The sequence below is a fragment of the Lysobacter sp. S4-A87 genome (assembly GCF_022637455.1).
In the GTDB taxonomy this organism is placed as follows: Bacteria; Pseudomonadota; Gammaproteobacteria; order Xanthomonadales; family Xanthomonadaceae; genus Lysobacter_J.
The window spans coordinates 1,743,039-1,757,166 of the sequence record NZ_CP093341.1; the positions used below are offsets into that span (position 1 = coordinate 1,743,039).

The following is a 14,128-nucleotide window of genomic DNA, read 5'->3' on the forward strand; positions in this document are numbered from 1 at the left end:
CCTGCACGACATGCCTTCGCGGGATGCCTCCGCGATCATCCGGCAAGCAGAACCGCACGCAGCGCCCGGACCCGATCGGCATCGCTCTGCAACCAGTGAGCATCAAGGCCGGCAATGCGCTGGTTGGGATGCCGCATGCGCGACGAACGATGCGCTTTCGCGGAGGCATGAAATTCGTCCGCGCCGCTGCGGATGACGAGTTCGGCGAGATTGTCTTCGGTGATGCCCGCGCCCGCCATCACCCGGATGCGCCGGGCGGCCTGCCGCACCAGCGCCGCGATCGTGCCGGCACCTTCCGGCGCCGTCGATCGCGCGCCCGAGGTGAGCACGCGCTCGCAGCCCAGCGCGATCACCGACTCCAGGGCCTGCGCCTGGTCGCGCGCGACGTCGAAGGCGCGATGGAAGGTGATGCCCAGCGTGCCTGCGGCCGCAATCAATTCGAGGCAGACCACTTCGTCCACGCCGCCATCGTCGGCGAGGGCGCCAATGACGACGCCGTCGCAACCCAGGCGCACGCACGACTCGATGTCGCGCAGCATCACTTCCCGCTCGCAGCTGTCGTAGAGAAAGTCGCCGGCGCGCGGCCGGATCAGCACGTACAACGGAATTTGCAGGCGCTCGCGTGCGAGCGCGATCGTCCCGTACGACGGCGTGCAGCCACCGTCACCGAGGTTCTCGCAAAGCTCGACGCGATCGGCACCGCCTTCCTGCGCGGCCTGCGCCGAGGCCAGCGAATTGGCGGCGATCTCCAGCAGCGGCCGGGTCATTTCTGTTCCGTGGCGTATACCGAGGGCGATTCGTGCAGTGTGTCATGCGGGCCCGCGCCGCCATCGTGCAGGGCGTAGACGAAGCCCTTGTGCAAGGCAAACGCACCGGCTTCGCCGTCGCGGTTGAGGGCGAGGAAGCAGACCTGCAATTGCTTGCTGGCCTCGGGCCGCTTGCGCACCACCCGCTCGATCGCCTCGCGGCAGGCGTCCGCCGGCGAGCGCCCTTGCCGCATCAGTTCGACGACGAGGAAGCTGGCGGCATTGCGCACCATCTCCTCGCCCACGCCCGAGGCGGTGGCCGCGCCGACTTCGTTGTCGACGTACAGGCCGGCGCCGACGATCGGACTGTCTCCCACCCGGCCGTGCAACTTCCACGCCATGCCGCTGGTGGTGCAGGCTCCGGCCAGGCGCCCCTTGGCGTCGAGGGCGAGGATGCCCAGCGTGTCGTGGTTGCTCTTGTCGCCCGGGCGCTGCTGGCGTTCGGCATTGATCTGCGGTGTGTACTGCGCGGTCTTGAGCCATTCGCGCCAGGCCTGGCGCGCCTGGTCGGTCAGAAGCGGCGTCTTCTCGAAGCCCTGGGCGATGGCGAACTGCTGCGCGCCGGCACCGACCAGCATCACGTGCGGAGTCTTCTCCATCACCGCGCGCGCCACCGACACCGGGTGGGCGATGTCTTCCAGCGCGGCGACCGCGCCGCAGCGGCCGTCGCCGTCCATGATGCTGGCGTCGAGCGTGAGGACGCCATCGCGATCGGGATTGCCGCAACGGCCCACCGTCGGATTGCACAGGTCGGCCTCGGCCCAGCGCGCGCCGGCTTCGACCGCGTCGAGCGCGCTGCCGCCTGTTCCGAGCACCTGCCATGCCGCGGCATTGGCACCGACGCCGAAGTCCCAGGTCGAGACGACACGGCCGCGGTTGGCGACCGGTGCGGCCCCGGCCTTGGGCAAGGCCAGCGCGCCGGCGGCAAGCAGCGAGGACTGGAGAAACTGGCGGCGGTTGGTCATGGGCGAGCGGTCCTGGGCAGGTGCGGGATTGCGCGCGGCCAGGCCTCGCCTGGCTGCAATCCGAGCGCGGTCAAGCTGAAAACAGGTGCGTTCTAGAAGCCGGAATGCCTTTCGTAATACCAGGCCGCGGCACCGACCAGGCCGAGTTGGCCATGGTCGACCAGCCACACCGGCACGCGCGCCAGGACCTCGCCCAGCACGCCCTTGTTGCGGAAGCGCGCAGCGAACTGGCTGTCGAGCAGGAACGGACGGATCTGCGCCGGAATGCCGCCGGCCAGGTACACCGCGTCCGCGCCGAAGGTGACAGCGAGATCGCCTGCGAGGCTGCCGAGCAGCGCACAGAACAGCTGCAGCGTCTCCACGGCGCGCGCATCGCTGCCCGCCTGGGCGGCCGTGGCAATCGCTTCGGGGTTGTCCAGCGCCGGCGCAACGCCGTCGAGCTCGCACAGCGCCCGGTAGGTATTGACCAGGCCCGGGCCCGACAGCACGCGCTCGTTGTCGACGTGCGGCCAGCGCCGGAGCAGGTGGCGCACCAGATCGAGTTCGCGCGCGGTACCGGCGGCCAGTGCGGCGTGCCCCGCCTCGCTGGCGAGCACGCGCAACGGCGCACGCTGCTGCGCACTGGGCAGGCACAGGGCGGCGCCGAAGCCGGTACCCGGACCCAGCACCAGGGCCGGGCCGTTGCCGGCGCTGCTGTTGGAGCTGGTGCCCGGGCCGCAGACGCGCGTCATCGTCGCTGCATCGACGTACGACATGGCGCAGGCCACCGCCTCGAAATCGTTGAGCAGGGCCAGGTGCGTGACCCCGGCCGCCTCACGCGTGCTGCGCACCGACACCGGCCATTGCAGGTTGCTGTTGATCAGCGTGTCGCCTTCCAGGCGACCGGCGATCGCCACCACGGCGTGGGTGCGCTCGGCTGCGAACTCGCCGGCGAAATGGTCGAGGATCGCGGCCAGGCTCGGGTACTCGGCGCAGGCATAGCGGCGGTACTGCAGCACGTCGACCTTGCCGTCTGCCCCCACCCGGACCAGCCCGACGCGCGCATGCGTGCCGCCCACGTCTGCGGCAATGAACGGCTGGGCGCCCTGTCGGGCAGCGGAAACGTTGGCAGGCTCGGCAGTCACGGATTGCGGGGGTTCGACCGGGGGCCGGACTGCGCATGATGCCACTGTGGGGCCTTTCCGACTGGCATGCGGGCAGTCTCCTGAACCCGGGAGTCAGCTTGCCGCCCTCCGGGAAGGCCTCAGGCCCCGGCGAAACGCACGGCCCCGCCAACCCAGCGCGCGACGATGCGCTGCGCCAGATCGGGCGATTCGCGCAGCAGCCGCTCGCCGATGTCCTGCACCTGCGGCAGCAGGTCGGCGTCGCGGGCGAGGTCGGCGACGCGGAACTGGGCCAGGCCGGTCTGGCGCGTGCCGAGCAGCTCACCGGGGCCACGCAGCTCCAGGTCCTTCTCGGCGATGACGAAGCCGTCGTTGGTCTCGCGCATGGTCTCCAGGCGCTGCCGGGCCATCTGCGACAGCGGCGACTGGTACAGCAGCACGCAGCTGGAGGCGGCGCTGCCGCGGCCGACGCGTCCGCGCAGCTGGTGCAGCTGTGCCAGGCCCAGGCGCTCGGCGTTCTCGATGATCATCAGCGAGGCATTGGGCACATCGACGCCGACCTCGATGACGGTGGTCGCCACCAGCAGGTCGACGGTGCCTTCCTTGAATGCGCGCATCGTCGCCTGCTTGTCGGCGGCCTTCATGCGACCGTGGACGATGCCCACGCGCAGTTCCGGCAGGCGCTTGGACAGGTCTTCGAACGTCGATTGCGCGGCCTGGGCGATGACCTCGTCGCTGTCGTCGATCAGGGTGCAGACCCAGTAGGCCTGGCGGCCTTCGGCGCAGGCACGGCGGATGCGTTCGACCAGTTCCGGCCGGCGCTCGGCACTCAGCGCGACGGTCTGCACCGGCGTGCGCCCCGGCGGCAGCTCGTCGATCGCAGACACGTCGAGATCGGCATAGGCGGCCATCGCCAGCGTGCGCGGGATGGGCGTGGCGGTCATCACCAGCTGGTGCGGGACGATGGCGTCGCCATTGCCGTTGCCGCCGATGCCCTTGTCGCGCAGCGCCAGGCGCTGGTGCACGCCGAAGCGGTGCTGCTCGTCGACGATGGCCAGGCCGAGGTCCCGGAACGCCACTGCTTCCTGCATCAGCGCGTGCGTGCCCACGACCATCTGCGCTTCGCCCGACGCCACCTCTTCCAGCACCTTGGCGCGGGCACGACCGGTGACCTTGCCGGCCAGCCATGCCACGCGCACGCCCAGCGGCTCCAGCCAGCCGCGTAGGTTGCCCAGGTGCTGCTCGGCCAGCAGCTCGGTCGGCGCCATCAACGCCGCCTGCTTGCCGGCCTCCACCGCCTGCATCGCTGCCAGCGCCGCGACGACGGTCTTGCCGCTGCCGACGTCGCCCTGGACCAGGCGCAGCATCGGATGCGGCCTGGCGAGGTCGGCGCGGATCTCGTCGAACACGCGCTGCTGCGCGCCGGTCAGCGCGAACGGCAGTGCCTTGCGCAGGCGTCCTGCGAGCGCGGTCTTGCGCAGCACCGGCGCGGCATGCGCCTGCTGGGCGATGCGCTGGCGGCGCAGGCTGAGGTGGTGTGCCAGCAGCTCCTCGAGCGCGAGCCGGCGCTGCGCCGGATGGCGGCCGGCGATGAGCGCGGCGACGTCGGCGTCCTGCGGCGGACGGTGCACCGTCAGCAGCGCCTCGCGCAGCGAAGGCAGGTTGAAGCCGTCGCGCAGATCGCGCGGCAACAGCTCCAGCGACTCCTCATCGGGAAGGCGATCCAGCGCCAGGCCGATCAGGCGGCGCAGCGACACCGGGCCGATGCCCTCGATCGCCGGATAGACCGGATCGAGGCTGCTGCCCAGTTCGGCGCCGGCCTCCGCGTCGAGCATGCTGTAGCTGGGATGGACGATTTCCAGCCCGTTCTGGCCCGGCCGTGGCGTGCCGTAGCAGCGCACGCGCGCGCCCGGGTGGAACTGGGCGACCTGGGCGGCGCGGAAATGGAAGAAGCGCAACACCAGCGTGGCACGGGAGTCATCGCCTATCGCCACGCGCAACGTCGGCCGGTAACGGAATCCGCGCTCGACCGCCTCCACGCGACCTTCGACCTGCGCGGCCACGCCCGGCTGCAGCAACCGGATCGGCGTCAGCGCGGTGCGGTCCTCGTATTGCCTCGGCAACTGCAGCCACAGATCCTGCAGCGTGGTCAGGCCGCGCGCGGCCAGCTTCTCGGCCACGCGCGGGCCAACCCCGCGCAGGCTGCTGATCGGTTGCTGGTGATGGAGAGCGACGGCGGGACCGCCCTTGCGTGTCGGCATCCGCCAAGGATGCCCGGATCGCCGGAAAACCTGAACCCCGGCACCAATGTGCCGGGGTCGGTGGAGCGCCAGCCCCTCGGTCAGAACTTCGCGCTGACTTCCAGGCCGTACTGGCGCGGCTGGGTCATGCGCGCGCCAACGGTGCCGAGCACGGTCATGCCGTAGGTGCCCAGCGAGTTGACGTACTGGTTGTCGAACACGTTGTTGCCGTACAGCGCCCAGCCCCAATGGCCGCTGGACGAGGTCCAGCCCAGGCGCACGTCGGTGAGGTTCTGCGCTTCGCCGATGTCGATGGCGCCGGCGCCCGTGCCGCAACCGAGCAGGCTGACCGACTCGTCGTTGCTGCGGCATTCGCCCACGTAGGAGTGACGCACCGAGGCACGCATGTCGCCGGCATCGCCCATGTGCCAGACATAGTTGGCGCCGGCGGCAAACGACCACTTCGGCGCGCCGCTGGGTTCGCCGGCCAGGTCGACGCCCTGCGGATTGATGTACGACTTGTAGGTCGAATCCAGGTACTCGGCGTTGAAGTCCAGGCCGAGCCCGTCGGTGGCCTGCCAGCGCACGTCGAAGTCGACGCCGTAGGCTTCCTGGTCGGAGGTGTTGACCACGAAGCGCGGAATCGCCGTGGTCATGTCCAGGGTGACGGCCTGGCGATTGTCGTAGACGTAGTAGAAGCCAGAGACGTTGTAGGCCAGGCGCTGGTCCGGGAACGACTGCTTGATGCCCGTCTCGAAGTTCCAGACGTCTTCGTTCTCGAACTCACTGCCGATCTGCAGCGCGTTGAAGCCGCCGGCCTTGTAACCCTTGGCCAGCGAGGCGAAGCCCATCAGGTTCTCGGCGAAATGGTAGTCGGCGACGAAGCGCGGGCTCCAGTCATCCCACGACTTCTTGGCGCGGTTGAGCACGCCCTTGTTCATCATCGCCGGCGGATCGATGAACGCGACGTCGAAGACGAACATTTCCTTGGGCAGACCGATCGCATCGAAGAAGCCGATCGCATCGAGCAGGTCGAGCTGGGCGTCGAGTGCCGGCGCGCTGCGGTGGTCGTTGAACCAGGTGAAGTCCTTCTCGTCGCGGGTGTAGCGCAGGCCGGCGGTCAGGTTGAGCTTGTCGTTGACGTGCCAGGTGGCGTCGCCGAACGCAGCGTAGGCCTTGGTGTCGAGCGTGTTGACGAACTTCTCGTTCCACGGCAGGCCGGTCAGGTCCACCGGAATACCGAACATGTTGGCGACCTGCGTGACCGGGCCAAACAGGCCGCCCGGCGCGAGTCCCATGTTGTTGGCGATGGTGTCGATCGAGTCGGTCAGCGCGTTGACCTCGCTGGTCTGGCCGGCCTCTTCCTGGAAGTAGCTCGCGCCGGCGACCCAGTCGACGCTGTCGGTGCTGCCGGTGAACTTGAACTCCTGGTAGAAGTTCGAGTTGCTTTCGGTGTTGGTCGAGTCGACGTAGAGGTAGCTGAGGTTGGTGCCGTCTTCCTCGACGCGGTTGAGCGAGTCGTAGTCGTGCCACGCCGACGTCGAGGTCAGGCTGCCCCAGCCGAAGTTGTGGTCGACGATCAGGGTGATGCCATCGAACCTGCGTGTTTCGGCATTGCCCTGCGCATCGGTCGCGGTCGCAATCTCCAGCGGGTCGAGGAACTGCGACGGGTCCGCCGGTGCGGTCGGCAGCGACGGGAACGCCGGAATCGGCACCACGCCGGTGGTGGCCTGGCCAAGCTGGTCCAGGCTCTCGTGGTCCCAGGTGAACCAGGCGCGGGTGTTCTCGCCGAACTTGGTCTGGAACGAAGCGCGCGTGGCCCAGTTGTCCTCCGGCGCCAGGTCTTCACCGGTCACCGAGTCCTGGATCCAGCCGTCGCTGTGGTTGAAGATGCCGTTGAAGCGGAACGCCGAGGTGTCGCTCACGGCGATGTTCGCCATGCCCTCGAAATAGGTCTTGTTGTCCTCGCCCAGGCGCAGCTTGGCGCGCGCACCGTTCTCGTACTCGGGACGGCTGGTGATGATCGAGATCGCGCCGGCGGCGGTGTTGCGGCCGAACAGCGTGCCCTGCGGCCCCTTGAGCACTTCGATGCGCTGCAGGTCGGTGAACGGCAGCAGCACGCCGCCGCCACGACCGGCGTAGACGCCATCGACGTACACACCCACGGCAGGATCGGTACCGATGCCGAAGTCGTCGGTGGCGATGCCGCGCAACTGGAAGCTCGGCTGGGTCGGCTGCAGGCTGTTGACCTGCAGGCCCGGGACGAAACTGTCGATGTCGCCGAGGTCCTCGGCGGCAACGTCTTCGAGCAACTGCTCGGTGACGACCTGCAGTGCGATCGGCACATCCTGCAGTTCCTGCTCGCGGCTCTGCGCGGTGACGGTAATCGTGTCCAGCTGCGTGGCGCTGACCGGCGCGGGTGCGTCGGCGGTCTGCGCCATGGCCAGCGGCATCGCCGCGGTGAATGCCAGACCTGACAGTGCGCGGCCCAGACTGATTGCGAGCCTGCTCTTGCGTGGCGACATCGGAACTCCCCTCCCAATGACTTTCTTGTTGTTTTGGCGCCGGCAGCCCGGGTTGGACCGGACTGCACGGCAATGGTTACTTCATGGTGATTGCATCATCGCGATTGCACCGCGACGTTCTGCTCCGGATCGGTACAACTCCCCAGCCATGCACCGATCCAGTCACGGATCAGGGCAACGCCTTCTTCGTGCACGGTTCCCCGACCGAGCTCGGGCATCATCGCACCCGGATCGAGGCTGTCCATCCGGTAGACCAGGATCGAATCGTCGGGACGGCCCGGCACGATGTCGAACATGTGGTCACCGGTGCCCTGCCCGGCCGCGACCGGCGGCTTGCACAGGCCGACGCGACGCGAATCGGTCGTGCCGGCGTCGAGCCAGAGCCCGGACGTATCGGCCGGTCCCTTCGGGTTGTGGCAGTGGCCACAGTTGACGTCGAGGTAGGCGCGCGCGCGGTCGCCGAGCTTGGCCGATGCGTCGTCGAAGCGGGCATTGCGCGGCACGCCGGACTGCGGCAGCCCCTGCAGCCTGCCCATTTCGACCATCCGGGCGAGCTGGTTGCTGCCCGGGTGCCATGGATCCTCGCGGTTGAGGTGGCGCGCCTTCGGGCCGATCGGATGCAGCACGCGCGTGGTGTTGTTGGTGGAATGGCAACCGGCGCACTGGTTCTCGTCGGGGACCATGTAGCTGAAGTCCTGCTTGCCGCTGCCGTCCGGCTTTTGCAGCGTCATCGCGATCGAGTCGCCGGCACGGGCCAGTACCGCTTCGGTCTGCTGCGCGTTCCACACGTAGGCCATCGCCACCCAGCCCTGCTCGCGGCGGACCAGCAGGCGCGTTTCGATCAGGCGGACCCTGGCCAGGTCGAGGCCGTCGCGGCTTTCCGCCGGCGTCTCGGCCACGCGCAGCACCGCGTCGCCCCCGCCGTCACCTTTTTCCGCGCGCGGGTAGTAGAAGGTCTTGCTGATGATGGTGCCGACCGGGAAGTCGAAGGCCTCGTAATCCTGGTACGTGGCCTTGGTCCCCGGCGGCAGCCACAGCGTGCGCAGCTTGTGTGCGTAGTCGCTGAACAACGCACTGTTGAGCGCGTACGGCTCGACGCCCTGGTTCAGGCGAAGGTGGCCGTCGGCGACCGACAGCACGTGCCAGTCGCTGAGGTTTTCCGGATGGCCGGAGGCATGGAACTGCACCGGCTCCTGGCTGCGCATGCATCCCACCAGCGACATCGCGACCAGCATCACGGCCGCGCCGATCACGGCGGCCCTGATCAACAATCCATGCTTCATGCCGTCGGAGCCGCCTTCGTCGCCGCAGCGGTGGTGTCGCCGGGCAGGGTGACCACCGGCAGCGGCGCCAGCTTGCAGCGCACAGCTTCGGTCACCAGGCTCGGGGACTTGTACTTGTTCGGGCCGTCGGCGTTGAGTGTTTCCGCCGCGCCATTGTCGATGCAGACCTGCGCGCCGCCGGGGCGCGCGGTGTTGACGTAACCGTCCCACAGCACGTCCGGCAGGTGGCCGCCGAGGCCGAACATCGCCACGCGCAGTGCCTTCAGGTCGAGGCCATCAGGCTTGTCGCCACCGCCCTTGAAGCGGTTGCCGTGGATGGCGATCTCTTCCGGGTACGGATCGAACGCCTTGGCCACGCCCTTCTCGGTCATGTAGCCGGTGGAGAAGTAGCTGGAGATGATCACGTTCGCCGTCTGGTTGTCGGCGATGTCGTTGTCGAAGATCTCGACCTTGTCGTTGGAGTTGATCACCACGCCCGAGCCGGCCGGAACGCTGGCCACGGCCGCGCCCTTGGCGGCGAAGTTGCCCGTGTTGTTGGCGAACACCTTGTTGCGGTAGACGCGGGTGGTGTGACCCGGCTGCGGCAGGTTGGGCATGTTGAACACGAGGATGCCGCCGGTGTTGTCGGTGGCGGTGTTCTCGTAGACGTCGGCGCCGATCGTGTTCTCGATCTCGATGCCGGCGACGTTGCGCTCGGCGCGGTTGCGGCGCACGACCACGTTCTTCGACTGGCCGACGTAGATGCCGGCATCGGACGCGCCGATCACCACCGAATCCTCGATCAGCACGTTGGTGGTCTGCACCGGATAGATGCCGTAGGCGCCATTGGTGGTCTTCGGGCCACCGGTCCATTCGACGCGGACGCCGCGGATGGTGATGTTGTCGCCTTCGTTGACCTTCAGGCCGTCGCCCTTGCTGTCCTCGATGGCGAGGTTTTCCAGGGTGAAGTTGCCGGCGTTGACCAGCAGCCCTTCGGCGCCGGCCTTCTGGCCCTTGAAGCTGAGGATGGTCTTGTCCATGCCTGCGCCGCGGAGGGTGACGCCGTCCACGCGCAGGCTCAGGCTGCGATCGAATGAGAAGCGGCCGGCCGGGATCTCGATCACGTCGCCGGCCTTGGCATCGAGCAGCCGGCCGATCAGCACTTTCTGGTAGTCGGCGTCGGCGGCCGGGGCCGCGGCCTCCTGCTTCTGGCAGCCCGCCAGGGACGCCACGCCAACTGCGATCGCAATGCTGAGAGTGATGCGCTTCATAAGGTTTGCGTCCGTCCCCATTCCAGACTGATCCCGGTGGCCTTCCCGGCCCGCAACGCGGAGGGGAAGAAGTAAAACGCAGTCTGTGACCTTCGGAGGACGCCAGAGGAGGGCAAAGCCGGCATACTCTGGGGGGCAAACCGGACAAGCTACGCAAGCGTATGCAACCACTCGACAACAACGACCCGCGCCAGAGCGTGGCCAACATCAAAAGCGGCATCGTTGCCGGCCTGGTCGCCATGGCCGCCGAGTCCGGCATCGGCTGCGAGGGCTGGTTCGCCGGCCTGCGCCTGGGGCCGGCGGAGTTCGACGGCGAAACCCCGGTCTACCTGTCCTATCGCCAGACCTGCCAGATCATCCGCCGCGCGGTGCGCAGCCTGCCCATCCGCGGCCCCGGCCTGGTCCTTGGCGAGCGCCAGAACATCGGCCATTTCGGCCTGCTCGGCCTGGCCATGCTGACCGCGCCGCGCTTTGCCGAAGCATTGCAGCTGGGCGTCCACTACGCGCCGATCACCGGCGCGATGATGGAGCTGGAGCTCGACGTCGACGGCAGCGACGGCCTTGGCATGATCGCCAGCATGCGCAGCCCGGACCCGGAACTGGAACCGTTCCTGTGCGAAGAGCTGTTCGCCAGCTGCCTGATGCTGTGCCGCGGCCTGCTGGGTGCGGACTTCCGGCCGACGGTGCTGGAGCTGGCCTACCCGGCGCCGGACTACGCCGACGATTACGCACGCGTGTTCGACTGCGCGATCCGTTTCAATTGCCCGCGCAATCGCGTGGTCATCGACGCACGCTGGCTGGATACCGCCATGCCGGCCGGCAATGCCGCCAGCGCCCAGCGCGTGCTGGCGCTATGCGATGAACAGATGCCGGCGGGACAGCCACGCAGCGAGATTGTCGCCGTGGTGGAGCGGCTGCTGCTGCAGCGACTTGCCGACAACCCGCGCCTGGTCGACATCGCCGCGGCGTTGCACTTGACCGAACGCACGCTGCGGCGCCAGCTGCAGGCGGCGCGGACCAGCTTCAGCGAGTTGCACGACCGCGTGCGCAGCGAATCGGCGCGGGCCATGTTGAGCGATCAGAAGCTGAGCATTGCCCACGTTGGTGCGGCAGTGGGCTTCAAGGACGCACGCGAGTTCCGGCGCGCGTTCAAGCGCTGGACGGGCGTAGCGCCGCGGGAGATGCGGACGATGTCGTCGTAGCCCGGGCAAGGCCAAAGGCCGCACCCGGGACGCGCGCAGTTCCCCGGGTGCGGCCTTTGGCCTTACCCGGGCTACGGGTTGGTCAGTCCAGCACCATCACTGCATCGACTTCGAACCCGGCACCGCGCGGCAGGCCCGACACTTCGATCGTGGAGCGCGCCGGGTACGGCGCCTTGAAGAACTCGCTCATCACCGCGTTGACCGCGGCGAAGTTGCCCAGGTCGGTCAGGTACAGGCCGAGACGGACGATGTCCGACAGCGAACCGCCACCGGCTTCGCACACGGCCTTGAGGTTCTCGAACGCGCGACGCGCCTGCGTGCTGATGTCGCCTTCGACCAGCAGGCCGGTGCCCGGATCGAGCGGGATCTGCCCGGACAGGTAGACGGTATCGCCGGCGCGCACGGCCTGCGAGTACGGGCCAATGGCGGCCGGGGCCTTGTCGGTGTGGATGATCAGGCGGGACATGGGCGGGCTCTCGGGAAGTCAGACGCGCATGCTAGTCCAACAACGGACCGTTCGTCCCGCGTTACATCCGCTGCACGCCCAGCACCACGCCCAGCCGACGTACGCGCCGCATCACGTCGGCAAGGTGGCGGCGGCCGCTGACTTCGATCGCGAAACGCATCACCGCCACGTTCGCATCGCGGTCGAGATACTCGACGCGATCGATGTTCGACTCGGCTTCGGCGATGGCCGCTGCGACCTGCGCCAGCGAGCCGGGCCGGTTGTCGACCTCGATGCGCAGCGCCGCGGCGAAATCGCCGGAGACCTGGCGGTCCCAGCCGATCGGCACCCAGCGATCGGGCGACTTGCGGTAGTCGGCCACGTTCGGGCAATCGAGCCGGTGCACCACGATCCCCTTGCCGGCGGTGTGATACCCCATGATCTCGTCGCCGGGAATGGGCAGGCAGCAGTTGGCGAAGCTGATCACGCCGCGCTCGGCGCCGGTGATCAGGATCTTGTCCTGCGACAGCGGCTGCAGCGGGACGTCCTTCGATCGCAGCGACTTGCCGGGCGTCTCGCGCGCCAGCGCCTGCGCGACCTGCTGCGGCATGCGGTTGCCCAGGGCGATGTCGGCCAGCAACGCTTCCAGTCGCGGGTAGCGGAACTCGCCCAGATACGCTTCCATGCGCACCGCCGGAACGCGGTCGAGCGAGATTCCCAGCGCTTCCAGCGCGCGGTCGAGCATGCGATGGCCCAGCTGCACCGCGTCCTCGTGTTCGAGCTGTTTGAGCTGCTGGCGGATCGAGGTGCGGGCCTTGCCGGAGACGACGAATTCGAGCCACTGCGGCTTCGGCGAGGACGACTTGGCGGTGATGATCTCCACGCGCTGGCCGCTGGCCAGTCGCGTGCGCAGCGGCACCAGCTTGCCGTCCACGCGCGCCGCGACGGCACGGTTGCCGACATCGGTGTGCACGGCGTAGGCGAAATCGAGCGCGGTCGAATTGCGCGGAAGCGACATGATGTCGCCCTTGGGCGTGAACAGGTATACCTCGTCCGGGAACAGGTCGACCTTGACGTTCTCGAGGAACTCCAGCGAAGAACCGGTCGAGCGCTGCGATTCGACCAGGTTGGCGATCCAGCTGTGGGCGCGGCTCTGCGCGCTGCTGGGACCGTCGCCGCCGTGCTTGTAGGACCAGTGCGCGGCGATGCCGCGCTCGGCGATCAGGTCCATCTCCTCGGTGCGGATCTGCACTTCGATCGGCGAGCCATACGGGCCGAACAGCACCGTGTGCAGCGACTGATAGCCGTTGGCCTTGGGGATCGCGATGAAATCGCGGAAGCGCGAATCCAGCGGCTTGTACGCCGCATGCACCACGCCCAGGGCGTGATAGCAGTCCGGCACCGTGCGTACGACCACGCGGAAGCCGAACACGTCCATCACCTGGGCGAAGGTTTTGTGCTCCGAGCGCATCTTGGTGTAGATGCTCCACGGCGACTTGACCCGGCTGACCAGGCGGTGCGGAACGCGCTCCTTGGCCAGTCGCTGCGCCAGCTGCGCCTCGATCTGCACCAGCGATTCGCGCCGTACCACCGGCTGCGTGCGCAGGCGCTTCTCGATGACCGCATGCCGCCACGGATGCAGCGCGCGGAAGCCCAGGTCCTGCAGCTCGGCCTTGATAAGGTTCATGCCCAGGCGCTGGGCGATCGGCGCGTAGATCTCCAGCGTCTCGCGGGCGATGCGGTGGCGCGCCTCCATGCTCTGCGCGCCCAGGGTGCGCATGTTGTGCAGGCGGTCGGCGAGCTTGATCAGGATCACGCGCAGGTCGCGCGACATCGCCAGCAGCATCTTGCGGAAACTTTCCGCGGTCGCCTCCTGGCGGTCGCGGAACTGAAGCTTGTCGAGCTTGGTGACGCCGTCGACCAGCTCGGCCACGGTTTCGCCGAACTCGCTGGCCAGGCCGTCGCGGGTCAGCGGCGTGTCTTCGATGGTGTCGTGCAGGATCGCCGCGATCAGCGTTTCGACGTCCAGCCCCTGGTCGGCCAGCACCTTGGCCACGGCGACCGGATGGGTGATGTACGGCTCGCCGGACTTGCGCGTCTGCCCGGCATGCGCGGCCGCACCGATCGCCCAGGCGCGGCGCAGGCTCTGGCGCTGGGGGAGCGGCAGGTACTCGGCGGCGTTCTCCAGTTCGCGCACATAGTCCGGCATGTCCGCGTCATCGAGGACGACGGCTGGATGCGTGCTGATCGCGGACTCGGCGGGGCTCATGGAGAGAATCTACGCGTGCCGCGGCGCGCTGTGCAATCAG

10 protein-coding genes are annotated in these 14,128 nt (G+C 68.3%); 1 reads left to right on the plus strand and 9 read right to left on the minus strand.

Translation table 11 applies throughout. The features are described from left to right. Positions 1-35 precede the first annotated feature (35 nt). From MNR01_RS07930 to MNR01_RS07960, 7 genes are all read right to left on the minus strand, one after another. Positions 36-767 carry a copper homeostasis protein CutC gene (locus MNR01_RS07930; RefSeq protein ID WP_241920370.1) on the minus strand — a complete coding sequence of 244 codons (732 nt, stop codon included), beginning with the start codon at positions 765-767 and terminating at the stop codon, positions 36-38. Further along, positions 764-1,771 (minus strand): N(4)-(beta-N-acetylglucosaminyl)-L-asparaginase, encoded by a 1,008-nt coding sequence (locus tag MNR01_RS07935; RefSeq protein WP_241920371.1) that lies wholly within the window; start codon positions 1,769-1,771, stop codon positions 764-766. Before MNR01_RS07935 ends, MNR01_RS07930 begins: the two co-directional genes overlap by 4 nt. A 92-nt stretch (positions 1,772-1,863) precedes the next feature. Then, positions 1,864-2,895 (minus strand): glucokinase, encoded by a 1,032-nt coding sequence (locus MNR01_RS07940; protein ID WP_241920372.1) that lies wholly within the window; start codon positions 2,893-2,895, stop codon positions 1,864-1,866. Between the two features lie 119 nt (positions 2,896-3,014). Beyond that, positions 3,015-5,135 carry an ATP-dependent DNA helicase RecG gene (recG, locus tag MNR01_RS07945; protein WP_241920373.1) on the minus strand — a complete coding sequence of 707 codons (2,121 nt, stop codon included), beginning with the start codon at positions 5,133-5,135 and terminating at the stop codon, positions 3,015-3,017. Between the two features lie 80 nt (positions 5,136-5,215). Then, positions 5,216-7,639 (minus strand): TonB-dependent receptor, encoded by a 2,424-nt coding sequence (locus MNR01_RS07950; RefSeq protein WP_241920374.1) that lies wholly within the window; start codon positions 7,637-7,639, stop codon positions 5,216-5,218. Between the two features lie 95 nt (positions 7,640-7,734). Further along, a complete protein-coding gene (locus MNR01_RS07955) occupies positions 7,735-8,907 on the minus strand; it encodes an SO2930 family diheme c-type cytochrome (protein ID WP_241920375.1) in 1,173 nt (390 codons plus the stop codon). 11 nt (positions 8,908-8,918) lie between these two features. Then, positions 8,919-10,172: a parallel beta-helix domain-containing protein gene (locus MNR01_RS07960; protein WP_241920376.1), complete on the minus strand. Its 1,254-nt coding sequence runs from the start codon at positions 10,170-10,172 to the stop codon at positions 8,919-8,921. A 161-nt stretch (positions 10,173-10,333) separates the two neighbouring features. Between MNR01_RS07960 and MNR01_RS07965 the strand changes: the two genes are divergently transcribed. Further along, a complete protein-coding gene (locus tag MNR01_RS07965) occupies positions 10,334-11,374 on the plus strand; it encodes an AraC family transcriptional regulator (protein ID WP_241920377.1) in 1,041 nt (346 codons plus the stop codon). An 82-nt stretch (positions 11,375-11,456) separates the two neighbouring features. Here MNR01_RS07965 and MNR01_RS07970 read toward each other — a convergent pair whose 3' ends face one another. Together MNR01_RS07970 and MNR01_RS07975 are read right to left on the minus strand one after the other, a co-directional pair. Continuing rightward, a complete protein-coding gene (locus MNR01_RS07970; protein WP_241920378.1) occupies positions 11,457-11,840 on the minus strand; it encodes a RidA family protein in 384 nt (127 codons plus the stop codon). A 61-nt stretch (positions 11,841-11,901) separates the two neighbouring features. Further along, the gene (locus MNR01_RS07975; RefSeq protein WP_241920379.1) at positions 11,902-14,088 is read right to left on the minus strand and encodes a bifunctional (p)ppGpp synthetase/guanosine-3',5'-bis(diphosphate) 3'-pyrophosphohydrolase; all 2,187 of its coding nucleotides are present in this window, start codon (positions 14,086-14,088) and stop codon (positions 11,902-11,904) included. Positions 14,089-14,128: the final 40 nt, after the last annotated feature.